Source organism: Zoogloea sp. GDB6 (assembly GCF_056724105.1).
Window position 1 is genome coordinate 1305350 of record NZ_CM161497.1, and the last position, 18976, is coordinate 1324325.

An 18976-nucleotide genomic window follows, 5' to 3' on the forward strand; every position below is an offset into this window, starting at 1 on the left:
GCTGCGCGCCCCGATCCCGCGACTCCGTTCCTCGTCGCGACCTTGGGGCGCTCGCTACGCCTTCTGTGCCTGCCCAGGCACGGACGGAGCTTTTTCTGGAAGCTCTCGCAAACATCAGGAGTTCACATTGAAGCGCAAGATCGGTCCCTTCGCCGTGTCGCCCATCGGCCTCGGCTGCATGAACCTCAGCCACGCCTACGGCGTGCCGCCAGCGCCGGAGCAGGGGGCGGAAGTGCTGCTGAAGGCCCTCGATGCCGGCGTCGATTTTTTCGATACCGCTGCGCTGTATGGCTTCGGCACCAACGAGCGGCTGCTAGGCCGCGTGCTGGCGCCTCATCGCTCGCGCTTCGTGCTGGCCAGCAAGTGCGGCATGCACGGTGTGGATGGCAAGCGCGTCATCGATGGCCGCCCGGAGACCATCCGCGCCAGCGTCGAGGCCAGCCTCGATCGCCTGCAGACGGACGTGATCGATCTGCTCTACCTGCACCGCTGGGACAAGAACGTGCCCATCGAGGACAGCGTCGGCGCGATGGCCGAGCTGGTGCAAGCCGGCAAGGTGCGCGCGCTGGGCCTGTCGGAAGTGTCGGCGGCGACGCTGCGCAAGGCCCACGCGGTGCATCCGATCGCCGCGCTGCAGACCGAGTATTCCCTGTGGACGCGCAACCCGGAGATCGCCGTGCTCGACGCCTGCCGTGAGCTGGGCGTCGCCTTCGTGGCCTTCAGCCCGCTGGCCCGCGGTTTCCTCGGCGGCCCGCTGGACGTGGCGGCCTTCGACGCCAAGGACATCCGCCGCGCCATGCCGCGCTTCGCTCCCGACAACTACGCTGCCAACCTGCGCCTCTACGAAGCTTACGCGGCGCTGGCGCAGGAAGCCGGCTGCATGCCGGCCCAGCTCGCGCTGGCCTGGCTGCTGGCCAAGGGCGAGGACATCGTGCCGATCCCCGGCACCACGTCGGTGGCGCATTTGCAGGAGGATCTCGCCGCCGCGTCCGTCACGCTGAATCCCGGATTGATCGCCTGCCTGGAGGCGTTGATCAATCAGGGAACGGTCATCGGCACACGCTACAATGCCGCGACCCAGACCGAGATCGATACCGAGGAGTTCCTGCCCGGGTGATCCTGGGCCGTTTTCTCTGATTCACCGCGGGGGCGAATTCGTTCGCCCCTTGTGCTTTTTTTGAGATCCCATTTCCCATGCTGGCCATCCTTGCCATTACCACCCCGATCTTCGTCCTCATCGGCATGGGCTACCTGACCGTGCGGACCGAGATCTTCCCGAAGGCGGGGCTGACCGCGCTGGGCGCATTCGTGATCCGCATCGCGCTGCCAATGCTGGTCTTCAAGTCGATCTCCCAGCGCTCCTTCGCCGAGGTGCTGAACCTGCCTTACCTGAGCGCCTACCTGTTCGGGTCGGTGGCGATGGTGGGCATCGGCGTCGCCTGGGCGCGCCTGGTGCGCGGGCAGAGTCTCGAACATGCCAGCCTGATCGGCATGGGCATGGGCTCCGCCAACAGCGCCTACGTGGGCTACCCGATCGCGCTGCAGGTGATCGGCCCGACCGCGTCGATGGCCCTGGCCCTGTCGATGATCATCGAGAACATGCTGATGCTGCCCCTGTGCCTGGCCCTCGGCGATGCCGGCAAGGCCCGCCACGAGCCTTTCTTCCGCGTTTTCGGGCGGGCCTTGCTGGGCCTGCGCAAGAGCCCGCTGGTGGTGATGATCTTCGTTGCCTTCGCGTGTTCCTTCTTCGGTCTCAGCCTGCCGCCGCAGATCACCAAGGCGGTGGAGATGGTGGCCGCGGCGTCGGCGCCGGTGGCCCTGTTCTTCATCGGTGGCAGCCTGGTCGGCCTGCCGCTGAAGGATGTGCTGCTGGACGTGGGTGTGGTCAGCTTCGCCAAGCTGATCCTGCATCCGCTGGCGGTGGCCCTCGGGCTGTACCTGTTCGGGCCGGTGGACCCGCTGCTCGGCGCCGGCGCCGTGCTGCTGGCCAGCGCGCCGATGCTCAGCATCTATCCCATCTTCGGCCAGAAGCACGGCCGTGAGGGCTTCTGCGCCGCGACGCTGCTGGTGGCTACCGTGGCGTCCTTCGTGACCATCGCCGCGGCGATCTGGCTACTGCATCACGTGCCGGGCTTCGGTCTCATGTCCTGAGCCCGTCGGCACGCCACCCGTCGGCGTTCAGCCGGTAGAGGCAGTGGCGGCGTAGCGGATGCCCTTCCGGTAGCACCGGATGGTCGAAGTCCTCGGCTGTCCGCCGCATGCCCAGCCGCTCCATGACGGCTTGGGAGCGGCGGTTGGACAGCGCCGTGAAGGACACGATTTCCGCCAGCCCCAGCGTCTCGAAGCCGGCCGTCAATGCCGCCCGCGCCGCCTCGCTGGCCAGGCCCTGGCCCCAGGCCGCATGGACAAGGCGCCAGCCGACTTCCACGCAGGGTGAGAACGGCAGCGCGGCGGTCGGCACGTTGAGCCCGACGAAGCCGATGAAGTCGCCCGAATCCCGCCGTTCCACCGCCCAGAAACCCCAGCCGCGCTCGGCGATGTGTGCTTCACAGCGCTCGGCGATCGCGTCGCTGGCGGCGCGATCAAGAGTGCTTGGGAAGTGCTCCATGACCCGCGGGTCGGCGTTGAGGGCGGCAAACGGCACCCGGTCGGCGGCCCGCCACTGACGCAGGCGCAGACGCGGCGTGTCGATCTCGAGGGGCGTCGGTAGCTGCGGCAGCCCGCTGGGCGTCACGCGCCTACCGGCGTGCACAGCTCGACCAGCGTGCCGTCCGGGCAGCGCACGTAGGAGACGGTCTGGCCCCAGGGTTTGGCTTCCGGGGCGAGCAGTTCGGTGGCGCCGGCGGCCAGTGCACGGGCGTGGGCTTCCGCTACGGACGGGGTGACGAAGGCGACCTCGAAGCCGAGGGGCTGCGGCGATTCGCTGGCGGCGACGAAGCCGGCCGGGAAGTGCGCGTGTCCGAGTTCGAGGGCGGCGAAGGCGAGGGTGGTCTCGCCGGTCTCGAGTTCGCCATAGGTGCCGGATTCGTGCACGAAGCGGCGCGCCACGCCGAAGGCCTGCTCGAAGAAGGCGATCGACGCCGCGACGTCAGGCACGTAGATGATGGTGTAGCCGAGTTTCATGGGTTCTCCTGTCGCTTCAGTCGCGGCGGTCCCGGTCGTGGCCGCGATCGTGATCACGGCCGTGGTCGCGGTCGTTGTCCCGGCGTCCGCGGTCTTCCTCCCAGCGGCCGCCCGACTGGCGCCAGTGGTCGCCTTCACGTTCCCATTGGTGGGGCGCCCAGCGATAGCCGGGGCGCGGGGCTTCCCAGTGGCCGGGAGACCATTCGTGGCGACTGCCGACCCAGTTCCAGTAGCCGCCGATCCAGATGTAGCCGGCTGCCGGCGGTGGGCCGACGTATTCCACGCGCGGGGGCGGTGGGGCGACCATGACGGGTTCGCGGTAATACGGGCGGCTGGGCGGGGCCACGATACAGCCGCCGAGGAGGGCGGAGGTCGCGGCGAGGCCGATCAGTAAGGTCTTTTTCATGATGCAGAGGTGGGTAAGGGAGAGAAGGGAGGTGCTCCGCTTTCAGTGCACCCGGGCGAGCTGCTCGCTGAGGGCCGTCAGGGTGTCGGCTTCGCCGCGGACGTGGAAGAAGGCGCCTTCTTCGTCGGCGCGTTCGCCCAGGACCTGGCAGCGCGCGTAGATCTCGCCGCGCAGTTGTTGGGCCGACCAGGGCAGAAAGAGTTCAGCCTCGACCAGATCCTTCTGGAAGAAGGCGACGATGTCGTCGCGCAGGCGCGAGACGTCGGCGGGGCGCCGGGCGCTCATCACGATGCAGCCGGGGTACTGGGCGTGCAGCGCGGCTTCGCACTCGGCCTGGGCCTCGGCGTCGCCGACGTGGTCGATCTTGTTGAAGACACGGATGCGCGGCACTTCGTCGGCGCCGATCTCGGCCAGCACCTCGTCGGTGACTTCGAGCTGGCGCTGGAAGCCCGGGTCGCTGGCGTCGATGACGTGCAGCAGCAGAGACGCGTCGAGCGCTTCGTCGAGGGTGGACTTGAACGAGGCGACGAGGCCGTGGGGCAGGTTCTTGATGAAGCCGACCGTGTCGCTGACCAGCACGCGCGGCACGCTCTCCGGGTGGAGCACGCGCACGGTGGTGTCGAGCGTGGCGAAGAGCTTGTTGGCGACCAGCACCTCGCTGCCGGTGAGGGCCCGCATCAGCGTGGACTTGCCGGCGTTGGTGTAGCCGACGAGGGCGACCCCGGCCAGGCCCTGGCGCTCCTGGCGGCGGGCGCGCTGGGTCTTGCGCTCGGCGTCCATGGCGATGATTTCCTGCTGCAGTTCGGCGATGCGGTCGCGGATCTTGCGGCGGTCCAGCTCGGTGGCGGACTCACCGGCGCCGCGGCCGCCGACGCCGCTGCGCTGGCGGCCCTGCGGCCCGGCCAGCTTGGCCATTTCGCGCAGGCGCGGGGCCATGTAGCCGAGGCGGGCGATCTCCACCTGGGCGCGGGCGGCGCGGGAGCGCGCGTTGCGGTGGAAGATCTCGAGGATGACCATGGTGCGGTCCATCACCTCGCAGCCGACTTCGAGTTCGAGGTTGCGGGCCTGCGACGGGGAGATCTCGTGGTCCACCAGGATGGCGTCGATGGGCGCATCCCCGCTGTCGGGGGCGGGGTTGCTATTGACGTAGTCGTGGATCTCCTGCCGCTTGCCGACCCCCAGGTAGGCCATCGGATCGAAGCCGGCACGCTTCTGGATGAAGGTGTGGACGACCGTGAAGCCAAGGGTTTTTGCCAGCTCGCGTAATTCGTTGAGGGAGGCCTCGAACTCGATGTCGCTGACCTGGGGGAGCTGGACGGCCGCCACGATGGCGTAGCGGGGCTTTTCTTTGGCTTCAATGGACATGCGGTAAGGGCTTTGCTGGGATGGTCAAGGCTGGATATTACCTGTCAATCCCCGCCGTGCCCGCATGAGTGTGGTGGCCTTGCCGTGTGTGCCAATGGAACTGCCTCGAGGTGCTGTTAATCAGGTCACTGTCGAAGGCTGTTTTCAGGTGTGCTCCGGAGAGCCGCCTGGCCTAGTAGCTGGACCACCAGTTGGCGCTGTCGGGGCCGGACGGGATGAAACCGGTCCAGCCGGCTGGTGATGCATCGGTGCTGGCCGGTGGCTGCGGCGTCTGCGGATTGACGGCGCTGTGCCTGGACGTGGCCGGACGGCTGTCTGTGCTCCTGCTGGTGAGGGCTGCGAGTTTCAGCGCCGGCTGGCCGCTCCAGCTCTGCAGCCGGGACGGGCTGCCTGTAGCGCGCAGGCCTGCCGGGTCGCCAACGGGGTTGGCGGCTGCCAGGGAAGGGGCGGTCGCGAGGGCGAGCAGTAGCATGGGTTGTCGAAACATGGCCGTCTCCTGTGCGGGGGTGTCGGGGATCGAGCCTTGCTGCGTGCATGCTTCGTGCCGGCCGGCGATCTCTCTGTTTCTCCTTATAAACCAATGATTTGCATTCGCGTGGGCGAGCTTGCGCCGGCGGGCTGCGCAGATTCGTCCACGGGATGTGCCGGATGTGGTGGCCCTGAAGCAGCTCAGGTGCTTCGGCCCAGCGCGAGGGGCACGATGGCCTCCAGTTCGGCGCGCAGCCAGCTGTGGGCCGGGTCGTGGCGGTGGCGCAGGTGCCAGATCATGTACATCGGCATCGGCGGGCAGGGCAGCGGCGGGGCGACGCTGGCCAGGCCGTGCAGCAGGCCGCCGCCGAGCAGACCCGGCAGCGTGGCGAGGCGCCGGCTGCCGCGCAGGAAGGACGGGATGCCGGCGAAGCCCGGCACGCTGGCGACGAAGCGGCGCTGGATGCCCTGGGCGGCGAGCAGCTTGTCGATGTCCAGGCTGCGCCGCGGTTCGTAGAGCACGGTGACGTGCTCGGCGGCCAGGTAGTTGTCGAGGCCGTTGGGCGCGTCGCGGCAGGCGGCGTCGTAGAAGACCCGGTAGCTGTCCTCGAAGAGGCGTTTCTGCAGGATGTCGCCGGCCTCCGGCGGGCGCGGCGAGATGACCAGCTGGCAGTGCGCGTCGCGCAGCATCTCCGGCGTCGGCACGTCGGACGGGATCACCCGCAGCGTGACGCCCGGCGCCGCCGCGCGCAGGCGGTCGAGCAAGAGCGGCAGCAGCAGGTCGCGCTGGAAGTCGTTGGCGGCGATGGTGAAGGTGGCGGTGAGCTGGGCCGGGTCGAACTCGGCGGCGGTGGCGAAGCGGCGCAGCTCGTCGAGGAGCACGCGGGCATGCACCGCCAGCTCCTCGGCCCGCGTGGTGGCGACGATGCCGCGCCCCGACTTGACGAACAGCGGGTCGCCGACGATGCCGCGCAGCTTGTCGAGGAGATGGCTGACCGCCGACTGGGTGACGCCCAGGCGCTCGGCGGCGCGGGTGATGGAGCCTTCGTCGATGACGGTGACGAGGAGCTGGAGCAGGCGGCCGTCGAGGCTCAAATGATCGAAATTACTCATGGGACGATTCGGTTGGACTGCGTTTATCCATGGGGTGAGTAGGGTCAAACTCCGTCACGTCATCGCATTCCCAACATTCCAACAACGGAGACACGCATGGCTGACACGAAGCAGCGCCGGGTGATTCCCGGCACCCCGATTTTCGACGGTGAGGCCGCCCGCAAGGGTTATGCCCTCAACAAGATGTGCTACTCCTTCAACTCGGCGGCCAACCGTGCCGAGTTCGTGAAGGACGAGGACGCCTACTGCCGCAAGTATGGCCTGAACGCCGAGCAGGCGGCGGCCATCGCCAAGCGCAATGTGCTGGATCTCATCGCGGCGGGCGGCAATGCCTACTACCTGGCCAAGTTCGCCGGCATCTTCGGGCTGGACATGCAGGACATCGGTGCGCAACAGACCGGGATGACCAAGGAAGCCTTCAAGGCGAAACTGCTGGAAGCGGGGAAATAAGACATGGCAAAGATTGTTGGCGGCATTGTTACCTCCCACGTTCCGGCGATCGGCCGCGCCATTGCCGGCGGCCTGCAGGAAGATGCGTACTGGAAGCCTTTCTTCGATGGTTTCCCGCCGGTGCAGAAGTGGCTCGAAGAAGTGAAGCCCGACGTGGCGGTGGTGATCTACAACGACCACGGCCTCAACTTCTTCCTCGACAAGATGCCGACCTTCTCGGTGGGCACCGCCGAGAGCTACAGCAACGCCGACGAAGGCTGGGGCATCCCGACGCTGCCGGCTTTCCCGGGCAGCCTGGACCTGTCCTGGCACCTCATCGAGTCGCTGGTGGACAAGGAATTCGACATCACTACCTGCCAGGAAATGCTGGTGGACCACGCCTTCACGCTGCCGATGAAGCTGCTGTGGCCGAACGCCGGCGAAGCCTGGCCGGTGCGTACCGTGCCGGTGTGCATCAACACCGTGCAGCACCCGCTGCCCAGCGCCAAGCGCTGCTTCAAGCTCGGCCAGGCCATCGGTGAGGCGGTGCGCGGCTGGGACGACGACGCCCGCGTGGTGATCATCGGCACCGGCGGTCTTTCGCACCAGCTGGACGGCGAGCGCGCCGGCTTCATCAACAAGGACTTCGACCTGAAGTTCATGGACAGCCTGGTCACCGACCCGGCCTGGGCGACCCAGTACTCGGTGGAAGACCTGGTGGACTTCACCGGCACCCAGGGCATCGAGCTGCTGATGTGGATCGCCGCCCGCGCCGCCATGGGCAGTGTGGATCAAGTGAAGAAGCTGCATTCCAACTACCACATTCCCATCTCCAACACGGCCGCCGGCCTGATGTTGTTCGAGAACGTGGAGTGATGGATGGCCGCCGTCCCGGCAAGGGGCGGCGGCTGGCAGGAAGCGACGCGGGCGTCCGCGGTTCCCGGAAGGGGCCGCGGACGCCTTTCGTGCTTGGGGAAAGGCGAGCCCGCGCGCAGACAGGGCCGGCTTTCGTGTCAGAATTAGCGGCAGTTTAGTCCCTGGGCATGGGCCCGGCAGAGAGGAAAAAGCATGGGATTTGAAGCAGTGGGCGGCGAACCGGAAATCGAAGGCATCGAGTTCGTCGAATACGCCACCAGCCGGCCCAAGGAGTTCGGTGCGGCCTTGTTGGCGATGGGCTTCCAGCCGGTGGCGAAGCATCGTTCGCGCCATGTGTTGCTGTACCGGCAGGGCGATGTGAATGTGATCGTCAATGCCGACGAGCGGGCGCTGGACGGCGAGGCCGACGCGGAGGCCGAGGTGGTGCTGAAGGCGCTGGCGATCCGTGTGCCGGATGCCGGTGTGGCCTACCGCCACGCGCTGGCCTGCGGCGCCCAGCCGGTGAGCAGCCAGGCCGGGCCGATGGAGCTCAACATCCCCGGCGTGCATGGGCCGGGTGGCGCGGTGCTGTTCCTGCTCGACCAGCGTGCCGGCGTGTCCTTCTACGAGGTGGATTTCCTGCCGCTGCCTGAGGCCCGCTTCGACGTGCCGGCATTGGCCGGCATGCACTTCTTCGGCATCGTGCAGTACATCCTGGCCGGCGACACGGCGCGCTGGTGCAACTTCTACGAACGGGTGCTGGGTTTCACGCCGCTGCCCGAGGGGATGCGCTTCGGCGTGCTGCCGCGCGGCACCATCATGCGCAGCGCCTGCGGCTGCTTCTTCCTGCAGTTCATCGAGCCGCCGGCCGGTGCCGAGGACGCCCACTGGCAGGAAGGCTTCAACCGCATCGGCCTCGGCGTGCCCGACGTGGAGAAGGCGGTGACGGAGCTGGAATCGCGGGGCATCCATTTTGTCGATGCATCCTTGCTGGGCAACCGGGAAATGGGTGCGCTGACCCGTACGCTGGTCGGCGGCACCCAGTTCGAGCTGGTCCATCACGCCCAACTGGACGATTGCTGAGACGGGCGCAGGTCCGGTTCTCCAAAAAAGCGGGCACCGCAAGGGTGCCCGATCAATACGAGGAGAACGAAATCGATATGCAGGTCCCGCGCCCTTGGTGAGCGTCCACCGGCCGACGCTGGCGATGCTGCAGTTGCAGGATGAATCCGGCTGAAAGCGCCGCCCGGTTCTCGTGCCGGGGGTATCGCCCGCGAGGTCGGGCCCACCCCTTGCAGAGGCGGGCCGGGATGAGGCTCAGAACTTGAAGACGAACCCGGTCTGGATGCCGTCGATGCGCTGTCCGGTGCGGTCGGTGCCGGAGAAGGTCTTGGTCAGGCCGGCGGAGCCAGCGGGGCCCCAGTTGCCGTTCTGCTGGTTGTCGACGGAGTCGAGCAGCGCGTAGAGCATCACGTTGCTGTTGAGATCGTAGTAGCTGGCCAAGGCCCAGCCCTTGGAACCCTTGGACTGGCCGGTGGTGTCCTTGATGGTGCCCCACAGGCCGCCGACGCGCCACTGGGGCGTGATGCGGTAGTCGGCGGAGAGCTGGTAGATCTCGTAGAAGATGTCCAGGCCGGTGCCGGGCAGGCCGGCGTTGAGGGAGCCGCTGGTGCTGCCGGTCGGGTTGTTGCCGACGATGTTGCCGCCGACGTTGCTCAGCGCGCCGCTGCCGTTGCCGTTGGCGCCGCCGTTGTTGGAGCGCACGAAGGCGGCGTAGAGCTTGCCGCGGCCGTAGTCGTAGTTGGCGTAGAAGCTGTGGTACTCGGCGTTCTTCTTCACCGTGCCCTTGTAGTCGGGGCGGCCCTCGATGCCGGCGTAGCCGATGCGGAAGGGGCCGTAGAGGTAGTCCAGCGCGAACTGGTAGACCGCCATGTTGCTGGGGCTGATGTTGCTGGTGGAGGTGGCGGTGCCGGCGACCGGGTTGGCGCCGGCGAAGGCGTAGTGGGCCTCGGCGAGCAGGCCGTTCCAGCGCGGCGAGATCCACGACAGGTCGCCGTCGTAGCGCGACGGCACGCCGAAGTTGTTGACCATCGAGCCCAGGGTGCGCGAGGTCAGATCGAAATAGTCGCCGCGGGCGAAGATGGCGGTGTTCTGGCGGCCCAGGCGGAAATCGCCGTAGGGGGTCTGCACGCCGGCCCAGGCCTGGCGGTCGAACAGGCGGCCGCTGGTGGTGAGGCCGGTGCTGCTGGCGTTGGCGGTGTCGGCGGCGCTGCCGTTGGTAAGGTTGAAGCCCTGCTCGAGCTGGAACTTGGCGATGTAGTCGGGGGCGATCGCCCGCTCGCCCTTGAAGCCGATGCGGCTGCGCAGGGCCGCGCCGTCCTGAGCGGAGGCGATGGTGGCGCCCGAGCTGCTCTTCATGTAGTTGAGGTATTCGTCGAGGTTGCCGTACAGCGTGACGACACCGCCGCCCACGTTGAGGCTGAGGGGGCTCTGCGCGGTGCCGACGGTCACGTTGGTAGCGGCCGGGCTGCCTGCCGGCACGCTGGCCGGGACGACCGCCTTCACGGTCGCGGCCTGCTTCTGGTTGTCCTCCATCTTCTCGATGCGGGACTGCAGGGCCTGCAGCTGGGCCTTGAGCTCTTCGAGCTCACCGGCGAACGCGATGCGGGGGCCGGCGAAGGTGGTGATGCCGGCGAGCACCAGCAGGGCGGGCAGGGTCTTTTGTCGAATCATGGATGTCTCCTCTGTCTTTGTTGTGCCAGCTCGTGGGATCTGGCCTGTGTGGCGTTGCCGACCTCGTTGGGTCAGTACGGGGCCGAGCTTACAGAGGAGGTTCCTGCGAAAAACCCGGCTCAACGCACGCTTTGCGCGATTGTTGATTGCGGCTGCGCGATTGCCGCGCAGCTTCGGAAGTAACGGGAACCAGGCCGTAAATTGCTGCAATGCATCCGGAAAATGGGTGTCGGAACCCGATTCAACGCAGGAAAAGTGGAAAGCGTCCGCTGGGATGGACTCGCTGCGATGCGGACCCTGTCGATCCGTTGGTGTGCGTTCGGATCCCGCCGCCGTGATCCGGGAACTGACGGTCCCCCTGCGCTGAGCGTTGCTGCGATGCAGAATCCAAGATGGGCGATTGTCGCGCAGTCCTGTGCGTTAATCGCCCGAGACCGGCATTGGGTGGATTTTGCCGGTGTGTCCGCGTCGCTAAGCTGCGCTCCATGTTGCGTCGCCCGGGGTGTTCCGGGCTTGGCCGCAACGGCGCGATGCACTGCCAGCTTTCCGCCCAGAGAGGGCCAACGGACGTCGCCGCCTTCCCCCGGATAAAAAGGAGACACGCATGATCAGTGGCAAAACGACCGTCATCGCCCACCTCGGCTACCCGACCGAAGCCTTCAAGGCTCCGATGATCTACAACCCGTGGTTCGACTCGAAGGGCATCGACGCGGTGGTGATGCCGATGGGCGTCAAGCCCGAGGACTACCCGGCGGCGATCCAGACGCTGCGCAGGATGACCAACCTGCGCGGTGCGCTGGTGACCATGCCGCACAAGGTCGCCACCATGTCGCTGGTGGATGCGGTGACGCCTACCGCGAGTGTCGCCGGTGCCTGCAACGCGATCCTGCTGCGCGCCGACGGCACGCTGCTCGGCGATCAGTTCGACGGCGCCGGCTTCGTGCGCGGCGTGCTGCGCAAGGGCTTCGAGCTGAAGGGCAAGCGCGCGCTGGTGTCAGGCAACGGTGGCGTGGGCTGTGCGATTGCTGCGTCACTGGCTGCTGCCGGCGTCGCCGAGATGGCCTTGTTCGACAACTTCGAAGCGTCGTCGAAGAGCCTCGCCGAACGCCTCGCCGCCCACTACCCTGAACTCAAGGTCAGCATCGGCTCGAACGATCCGGCCGGCTTCGACCTGATCGTCAATGCCACGCCGCTGGGCATGAAGGCAGACGATCCGCTGCCTTTCGATATGGACCGCGTGGCGCCGACCACCTTCGTCGGCGAAGTGGTGATGAAGCAGGCCATCACGCCGCTGCTCGCCGCCGCCCAGGCCAAGGGGTGCCCGTTCCAGGTCGGCACCGACATGCTGTTCGAGATGATCCCGGCCTACCTGGAGTTCTTCGGCTTCGGCACCGCTACGCCGGACGAGCTGCGTGCCGTGGCACAGATCAAGTACTGAGGAGGCGCGCGTGATGAAGAAGATCCTGATGCTGCACGGCATCAACCACAACATGTTCGGCAAGCGCGACCCGGTGCAGTACGGCACCGTCACGCTGGAGGAGATCGATGGCCAGTTGCAGGCCCTGGGCCGCGAACTGGGTGTCGAGGTGGACAGCTACCAGACCAACCAGGAAGGCGACATGTGCCTGCGCATCCACCAGGCCTTCGCCGATGGCGTGGACGCGGTGCTCATCAATGCCGGCGCATGGACCCACTACAGCTATGGCATCCGCGACGCGCTGGCGATCCTGACCTGCCCGATCGTCGAACTGCACATGTCCAACATCCATGCCCGCGAGCCCTTCCGCCACGTGTCGGTGTTTGCCGACATCGTGAAGGGGCAGATCTGCGGCTTTGGCGTGGACAGCTACCTGCTGGCCCTGCGTGCGGCGGTGTCGGCGCTCCGCTGACGGGGCTTACAGCAAGGACAGCAGCGCGTGCTCGGCCTCGCGCAGCACCGGCAGGGCGCGGGTCAGCGCCTGCTGGGAGCTCTCGTTGCCGATCGGCAAGCTGACGCTGATCGAGCCGACGACGACGCCGGCGCGGGTCCGCACCGGCACGGCGATGCCGCGGCGGTCCTGCTCCAGTTGTTGTTCGAGGATGCTGTAACCGTTGGTCCGCGCCTTGTCGATGACGGTGCGGACGTCTTCCGTGTTGGTGTAGCTGTGCGGCGTGTAGGGGATGAACTTGCGCCCTGTCAGCCAGCGCTCCACCTCCTCGGGCGGTTTGCAGGCCAGCAACACGATGCCCGCCGAGGCGAGGTTGGCGGCGATGCGCGCCCCGAGCACGAAACCCAGGCTCTGCACGCGGCCGATGCCGTTGCGGGCGACGAAGACCACTTCATCTTCGTCGAGGACCGCAAAGAAGGCCGAACCGCCCAGCTCGATGCTGATCCGCTGCAGGAAGGGCTGCACGGCCCGCGGCACCTTGGCCGAATCGAAGTAGGACCAGCCCAGGCGCAGGATGCGCGGCGTCAGCCAGAAATGGGTGCCGTCGCTGTCCACGTAGCCCAGGTGCTGCAGCGTCAGCAGGTAGCGCCGCGCCGCGGTGCGGGTGATGCCGGTGCGGCGGGCCGCCGTCGATGGGGTCAGACGCGGGTGCGCGTCGTTGAACGCCTCGATGATGCGCAAGCCCTTTTCAAGGCCGGCAATCCAGTCGCGCCGGTCGAGTTCCTGTTCTTCTTCGGCCATTTCCGTGTCTCCGTCGCGAGGCGCCCGCCGTGGAAGCCGCCGGTGCAAAGCGCGCGATTGTTGATAAAGGGTGCGCGATTATCGCGCCGTAAGCCCGGTGGGGCAATGGCCCACCCGCAACGGCCTGCCTAACATTCTGTCTATAAACAAGCACAACAGGCGGAGACCCTTGATGCGCCGAGCCATTGCCACTGTATGTATCAGTGGAACCCTCGAAGAGAAGCTGGAATCCATTGCCCGCGCGCGTTTCGACGCGGTGGAGATCTTCGAGAACGACCTCATCTACAGCCGCCTGTCGCCGCGCGAGATCCGCCAGCGCTGTGCCGACCTGGGCCTGGGCATCGACCTGTACCAGCCTTTCCGCGACATGGATGGCGTGGACGACGCCCGTTTCAAGCGCAACCTGGACCGCGCTCAGCGCAAGTTCGACCTGATGGTCGAGTTGGGCGCACCGATGCTGCTGGTGTGCTCCAACGTGCAGCCGAACACCATCTGCGACGACGAGCTGATGGCCTCGCAACTCCACGCGATGGCCGAGAAGGCCGCCGAGCGCGGGCTGCGCATCGCCTACGAGGCGCTGGCCTGGGGCCATCACGTCAATCGCTACGGCCATTCCTGGGACATCGTCAAGAAGGCCGACCACCCGCACCTGGGGATCTGCCTGGACAGCTTTCACATCCTGTCGCGTGGCGATGATCCGGCCGGCATCGAGCAGATCCCGGCCGACAAGCTGTTCTTCCTGCAACTGGCCGACGCACCGCGGATGGTGATGGATGTGCTGCAGTGGAGCCGCCACTACCGCTGCTTCCCGGGCCAGGGCACCTTCGACCTGGTCGGCTTCATGGAACATGTGCTGAAGGCCGGCTATCCGGGCCCGCTGTCGCTGGAGATCTTCAACGACGTGTTCCGCGCTGCGCCGAACCGCCGCACGACCCTCGACGCCTTCTCGTCGCTGCTCTACCTCGAGGAGCAGATCCGTACCCGCCTGGAAGCCCAGGCTGTCAGCGATCCGGCGACCCGTGCGCTGACCGAGCGCATCGAGCTGTTCAACCCGCCGGCGCCGCCCAAGCTGCGCGGCCTGTCCTTCATCGAGTTCGCGGTGGACGACGCGTCCGGCAAGGCCCTCGGCAAGGCGCTGCAGGGCCTGGGCTTCGATCACTCCGGCACCCACCGCACCAAGAACGTCGAGCTCTACCAGCAGGGCGACGTGCGCCTGGTGCTCAACAACGAGCCGGGCTCCTTCGCCAGCGACTACTTCCAGCGCCGCGGGCCGTCGATCTGCGCGCTGGGCCTCGCCACCGACGATGGCCTGCGGGCAGTGAACCGCGGCGTGGCCTTCCACGTGCCCAGCCACGCCGGCCGCGTGGGTCCCAACGAGGCCTTGATCCCGGCGCTGCGCGGGGTGGACGACAGCATCATCTACTTCGTGTCCCAGGCGCTGGAGGAGAAAGGTTTCCTCGAGACCGACTTCGTCGTCGACCCGGCCAAGCAAGGCCGCAGCAAGGCCGGCATCTACAAGGTGGATCACCTGGCCGAGGGCTTCCCCTTCGAGCAGTTCGATACCGGCGTGCTGTTCAACCGCGTGGTGCTGGGCCTGCATCCGCAGGAGAGCATGGAGCTGGCCGACCCCAACGGGTTGGTGCGCAGCTGCGCGATGGTTGATGCGGACCACTCATTGCGTATCGCCCTCAATGTGTCCCACAGCCGCGCCACCGTGACCGGGCGCAGCATGGAGGCGCTGCAGGGCGGCGGCGTGCATCACATCGCGCTGGCCAGCGACGACATCTTTACGACCGCCGAGTACCTCAAGAAGCATGGCATCGCCCTGCTCGACGTGCCCGACAATTATTATGAGGATCTGCCGGCCCGTTTCGAGCTGGACGACGCGCAGCTCGAACGCATGCGCCGCCTCGGGGTTCTCTACGACCGCAACGAGGAGGGGGAATTCTTCCACTTCTATACCCAGATGTTCGTGGACCGCTTTTTCTTCGAAATCGTCCAGCGCCGTGACGGCTATGCCGGCTTCGGGGCTTCCAACGCGCCGGTCCGCATGTCGGCCCAGGCGAGGAGAAGCTGAGGGCCAGACGGTTTGCGGAGTGTGCAGGGGTGAGTGAGAGAAGGGTTCCCGAGTCGATACGTGCGTTGCGGTCGGCCAATTTCCGGCTGTACTTCTTTGGCCAGGCTGTGTCGCTGCTGGGCTCGTGGATCCAGCAGGTGGCGCTGGTGTGGCTGGTGTACCGGCTGACCGGATCGGCCGCGTTGCTCGGCGTGACCACTTTTGCGTCGCTGGCCCCGCAGTTGCTGCTCGGGCCGCTGGCCGGCGCGTGGATCGACAAGCAGGACAAGCGGCGCAGCCTGATCGTCGTGCAGTCCCTGCTCGCCACCCAGGCGCTGACGCTGGCGGTGCTGACGGCGCTGGGCTGGATCGGGCCGACGCTGATCGTCGCGATGTCCCTGCTGCTCGGCGTGCTGGGCAGTTTCGACGCGCCGCTGCGTCATTCGCTGATCAACGCCTTCGTGGAAAGCCGTGAGGACTTGCCCAATGCACTGGCGCTCAACTCGATGCTGGTCAATGGCGGCCGTTTCTTTGGGCCGCCGGTGGCCGGGCTGCTGCTGGGGCTGAGCTCGGAGGCGGTGTGTTTCGGTCTCAATGCGCTGTCCTTCATGGCCCTGATCTTCGCAGTGCTGCGCGCAGATGGGCGCATGCCGGAGCCGGTGCGCGGCCCGGTCGGGCGGGTCTTCAAGGAAGGCGCGCGCTACGTGTGGGACACCTGGTACGTACGGGTGCTGATCGGCGTGGTCATCGGCGTGAACCTGACCGCATCGAGCTACGCGACGCTGCTGCCGATCCTGGCCAAGGACGTCTTCCTCGGCGATGCGAAGACCCTCGGTTGGCTGTGGGGCGGGGCCGGAGGCGGGGCCTTCCTGGGGACCATCGTGCTGACCCGCGTGCGTTCGCTGGCGCGGCTGAGCCAGGGCGTGGTTGCCGCCGTGGCGATCAGCGCGGTGGCGCTGGTCGGCATTGGTGCCAGCCACCTGCCGGCGCTGGCCTTTGCCGGGCTGGTGCTGCTGGGGTTCGGCATCACCGTCTGCAATGCCGGCATCAACATGCTGCTGCAGTCGAGCACGCCGGAGACCATGCGCGGCCGCGTGGTGTCCTTCTTCATGGCGACGCGCTTCGGCTTCGACGCCATCGGCGGGTTGGCGGCCGGCCTGCTGGCGGCCTGGTGGGGCGTACAGGCGGCCTTGTGGATCGAGGGCGTGCTGCTGTTCGTCTGCCTCGGTTTTCTGTTTTCCCATCGCGGGCGGCTGGAGAGCGACCTGCGGCACTGAACTTGTACCGACTTTTCCCACCCGGCGGGCACCTCTCCCTCCCAAACTACCCGCCGGTCTTTCGCATCCCGCCGAGCATTGTGCTTCGGCGGGATTTTTTTGCGTGTTTGGGCCTGGGAAGGGAACATGCAATGAGCGGGAAGGTGCTGGCTGAATGCTTGTGTAGGCGAATTCACTCGCCCGCAGCAGCCTGCCCGGCACCTTCCTGCATTTCGCCACCAGGCACCCTCGGCGTCGGGCGCAACACCTGCTCCGCATCCTCCCTGACCTGCGCCGCGAGCTCGCTGGCCAGGCCGAGGCGGCGCAGCAGCCAGGGGCTCAGATCCTGTTCGAAGGGGTCGGGCAGGGCAAGGTTCTCCATTGCAGCGCAGGGCGCTGGCGCCAATGCTGCCGCGTGTGCAGTCAGGGCCTGCCCGATGGCCTCGCTGGCCTGCTGTAGCGGAAGCTGGATGCGCTCGGCGTCGAGGCGGCCGCGGCGCGACATCAACATCGTCTTCACCGCGGTGAGCTGGGCGAGGAGCTGGTAGTTGTGGGCCAGCAGGCGCCCCAGGGCTTCCAGCGGCGGGCGTACCGCACGGGGCTCGGCAAGGGATTGCTGGGTGGCCTGTACCAGCGCCGACAGGCTGTCGTAGGCTTCGCGCCGGGCCAGCCGCCAGGCCAGCTCGGGTTCGTTGTCCACCGCCTGCAACTGCCCCAGGCCCAGCGCGATGCGGGCGTGGTGGGCCTGGGCGGTGAGGCTGCGGGCCACGAGAGCCGGGATGCGGCCACGTTCCCAGCTGGGCAGCACGTAGGCGAAGGCCCAGGCAATGGCGACGCCGGCCAGCGTGTCGGCGATGCGCTCGATGACTTCGAAGGTGGCGCTGCCGGCGTTCAGCATGTGGCTCTGCACCAGGCCCATGACTGTTGCGGCGACCGCGGCGACGACGTAGCGCCGGATCGCAAAGGCGTGGGCGATGCCCTGGGCCAGCATGACGACCAGCAGGAGGAAGAGCGCCGGCGGATGGGCGGCCAGCAGCGCGCCGGTCAGCACGCAGCCGAGCAGCGTGCCCAGTACGCGATGGTTGCGCCGTTCGACGGTCTGGGCCAGGCTGCCGCGCAGCACGACGACGATGGTCAGCAGGATCCAGTAGTCGTGGGTGCCCCAGGGCACGGCGAGGGACAGCGCGTAGGCGCTGCCGATGGCGAGGGCGGCGCGGATGGCGTGGCGCAGCGGCGGGGCGTTCCAGTGCCACAGCTCGGAGAGCGGTTGCCAGGACCACGCGGTGGGGCTGACGAAGGCCTGCCAGGCGGTGCGCACCAGACTCAGGTCGGGCAGCTCCTCGCCGCGGGCGAGGGCGATCAGGCGCAGGGTTTCGTCGTTGATGTGGCCCAGGCGGTTGCTGAGACCGCGGGCCAGCATCGCCGTCGACGGGGTGCTGCCGTTGGCGCCGCGGTCTTCCTCGTCGGGCAGTTCCAGGCGGGCGAGCTGGGGGCGGTGGCTGGCGAATGGTTCGGGTGGGCGACCGATGAGCAGGGCGTCGGCGAGGCCGTCCAACTCGTCGGCCAGGGCGCCGAGGATCTCGCCGAGGGCATTGAGCAGTGGCGGGTGGCCGGGGTGCGTGCGCAGCGTGTCCACGTCCAGTTCGCTGGCCAGCAGATGGTCGCGCATCTCCAGCACCTGCAGCAGCATGCCGGCGAGGCGCTGGCGGCGCGGCGTGCGCGGGGATTCAAGCAGAATGTTGCGGGCTGCCTGCAGCTGGTCGGCCAGCGCGGCCTGGCGTCGCAGCAGCTCGCCGATCAGCGGCGCAGCGTCGGACGGCTGGCTCAGGGCGCCGAACTGCCGCGCCTGGCAGCGCATCAGCCCGGCCAGCGCAAACAGCACGTCGGCCAGCATCTGCACGCGGTAGCGGGCATTGAGGGCCGAGTTGGCCAGGCTGGCGAACACCAGGTAGCCCCCGCTGCCGATCGCGCAGTACAGGCCGGTCGTCGCGATGCTGCCGGCGCCCTCATGGACCGGCACGGCCATCGACAGCACCACCGCGAACATGATCGAGATGGAGATCGGCAGCCCGCGTTTGCCCCATGCGCCGGCGAGGAACGCAACGAAGCTGGCCGGCACCAGCAGCAGGCCGAGCAGCACCGGCGAGTTGTGCAGGGCCTGGACGGCGAGGAACAGCGGCAGGCCGATCAGCGCGGCCGGTAGCAGCTGCCAGAACTTGCCGCGCTGGGGCGCCGGCTGGTCCGGCGGAATCACGATGGCCACGCCCACAGATGCCGCTGCCGCGGCGAAGGCGCCGAAGTAGAAGTGCATGCCGCCGGAGATCAGCAGCATGCCGAGCGCCGCCACCAGGCCGCTGGCCGTGTAATGGCTCAGCGCGATGCGCCGGGCGGCCCGCAGGGGGCGGTCGAGGCGGGAAAGTGTCTGCATGCGCCTGGGCCGGGCTTCCGGCAAGGATGTCGATGGCAGGCAGAGGTTAAGGTGCGGGGGCGGGGGAGGCAAGAT

The 18976-nt window shown here is 67.5% G+C and carries 18 protein-coding genes; 9 read left to right on the forward strand and 9 right to left on the reverse strand.

The genetic code is table 11. The annotated features are described in order from the left end of the window. Positions 1–127: 127 nt before the first annotated feature. On the forward strand, positions 128–1117 hold the full coding sequence (locus tag AC1PQG_RS05980; protein WP_481121704.1) for an aldo/keto reductase: 990 nt from the start codon (positions 128–130) through the stop codon (positions 1115–1117). 77 nt (positions 1118–1194) lie between these two features. Next, positions 1195–2151: an AEC family transporter gene (locus tag AC1PQG_RS05985; protein ID WP_481121705.1), complete on the forward strand. Its 957-nt coding sequence runs from the start codon at positions 1195–1197 to the stop codon at positions 2149–2151. Here AC1PQG_RS05985 and AC1PQG_RS05990 read toward each other — a convergent pair. From AC1PQG_RS05990 to AC1PQG_RS06015, 6 genes are all read right to left on the reverse strand, one after another. Next, positions 2141–2734, reverse strand: a complete 594-nt coding sequence (locus AC1PQG_RS05990) for a GNAT family N-acetyltransferase (protein ID WP_481121706.1) — start codon at positions 2732–2734, stop codon at positions 2141–2143. The genes AC1PQG_RS05985 and AC1PQG_RS05990 overlap by 11 nt on opposite strands. Beyond that, complete coding sequence (locus AC1PQG_RS05995) at positions 2731–3123, reverse strand: VOC family protein (RefSeq protein WP_481121707.1); 393 nt, start codon at positions 3121–3123, stop codon at positions 2731–2733. Before AC1PQG_RS05995 ends, AC1PQG_RS05990 begins: the two co-directional genes overlap by 4 nt. Before the next feature lie 16 nt (positions 3124–3139). After that, positions 3140–3529 (reverse strand): hypothetical protein, encoded by a 390-nt coding sequence (locus AC1PQG_RS06000; RefSeq protein WP_481121708.1) that lies wholly within the window; start codon positions 3527–3529, stop codon positions 3140–3142. A gap of 42 nt (positions 3530–3571) precedes the next feature. After that, positions 3572–4894: a GTPase HflX gene (gene hflX, locus AC1PQG_RS06005; RefSeq protein ID WP_481121709.1), complete on the reverse strand. Its 1323-nt coding sequence runs from the start codon at positions 4892–4894 to the stop codon at positions 3572–3574. Positions 4895–5066: 172 nt separating this feature from the next. Beyond that, entirely contained in the window at positions 5067–5381 is a 315-nt protein-coding gene (locus AC1PQG_RS06010) for a hypothetical protein (protein ID WP_481121710.1), read from the reverse strand. Between the two features lie 182 nt (positions 5382–5563). After that, entirely contained in the window at positions 5564–6475 is a 912-nt protein-coding gene (locus AC1PQG_RS06015; protein ID WP_481121711.1) for a LysR family transcriptional regulator, read from the reverse strand. Positions 6476–6571: 96 nt separating this feature from the next. Between AC1PQG_RS06015 and AC1PQG_RS06020 the strand changes: the two genes are divergently transcribed. The 3 genes from AC1PQG_RS06020 (at position 6572) to AC1PQG_RS06030 (ending at position 8842) form a co-directional block, all read left to right on the forward strand. Then, complete coding sequence (locus AC1PQG_RS06020) at positions 6572–6925, forward strand: protocatechuate 4,5-dioxygenase subunit alpha (RefSeq protein ID WP_481121712.1); 354 nt, start codon at positions 6572–6574, stop codon at positions 6923–6925. A 3-nt stretch (positions 6926–6928) separates the two neighbouring features. Then, entirely contained in the window at positions 6929–7780 is an 852-nt protein-coding gene (locus tag AC1PQG_RS06025) for a class III extradiol dioxygenase family protein (RefSeq protein ID WP_481121713.1), read from the forward strand. Positions 7781–7972: 192 nt separating this feature from the next. Further along, the gene (locus AC1PQG_RS06030; RefSeq protein ID WP_481121714.1) at positions 7973–8842 is read left to right on the forward strand and encodes a VOC family protein; all 870 of its coding nucleotides are present in this window, start codon (positions 7973–7975) and stop codon (positions 8840–8842) included. A 234-nt stretch (positions 8843–9076) separates the two neighbouring features. Here the strand turns inward: AC1PQG_RS06030 and AC1PQG_RS06035 are convergent, their stop codons facing one another. Further along, a complete protein-coding gene (locus AC1PQG_RS06035) occupies positions 9077–10492 on the reverse strand; it encodes a porin (protein WP_481121715.1) in 1416 nt (471 codons plus the stop codon). Positions 10493–11096: 604 nt separating this feature from the next. Here AC1PQG_RS06035 and AC1PQG_RS06040 point away from each other — a divergent pair. After that, on the forward strand, positions 11097–11930 hold the full coding sequence (locus AC1PQG_RS06040; protein ID WP_481121716.1) for a shikimate dehydrogenase family protein: 834 nt from the start codon (positions 11097–11099) through the stop codon (positions 11928–11930). A 13-nt stretch (positions 11931–11943) separates the two neighbouring features. Then, complete coding sequence (gene aroQ, locus AC1PQG_RS06045; protein ID WP_481121717.1) at positions 11944–12381, forward strand: type II 3-dehydroquinate dehydratase; 438 nt, start codon at positions 11944–11946, stop codon at positions 12379–12381. Positions 12382–12387: 6 nt separating this feature from the next. On the opposite strand, the gene AC1PQG_RS06050 is transcribed toward aroQ, so the two are convergent. Next, the gene (locus AC1PQG_RS06050; RefSeq protein WP_481121718.1) at positions 12388–13161 is read right to left on the reverse strand and encodes an IclR family transcriptional regulator domain-containing protein; all 774 of its coding nucleotides are present in this window, start codon (positions 13159–13161) and stop codon (positions 12388–12390) included. 172 nt (positions 13162–13333) lie between these two features. On the opposite strand from AC1PQG_RS06050, the gene AC1PQG_RS06055 reads away from it, so the two are divergent. Next, positions 13334–15238 carry a bifunctional sugar phosphate isomerase/epimerase/4-hydroxyphenylpyruvate dioxygenase family protein gene (locus AC1PQG_RS06055; RefSeq protein WP_481121719.1) on the forward strand — a complete coding sequence of 635 codons (1905 nt, stop codon included), beginning with the start codon at positions 13334–13336 and terminating at the stop codon, positions 15236–15238. 29 nt (positions 15239–15267) lie between these two features. Further along, the gene (locus AC1PQG_RS06060; protein ID WP_481121720.1) at positions 15268–16494 is read left to right on the forward strand and encodes an MFS transporter; all 1227 of its coding nucleotides are present in this window, start codon (positions 15268–15270) and stop codon (positions 16492–16494) included. A 172-nt stretch (positions 16495–16666) separates the two neighbouring features. Here AC1PQG_RS06060 and AC1PQG_RS06065 read toward each other — a convergent pair whose 3' ends face one another. Continuing rightward, positions 16667–18901, reverse strand: a complete 2235-nt coding sequence (locus AC1PQG_RS06065) for an FUSC family protein (RefSeq protein ID WP_481121721.1) — start codon at positions 18899–18901, stop codon at positions 16667–16669. Between the last annotated feature and the right edge of the window lie 75 nt (positions 18902–18976).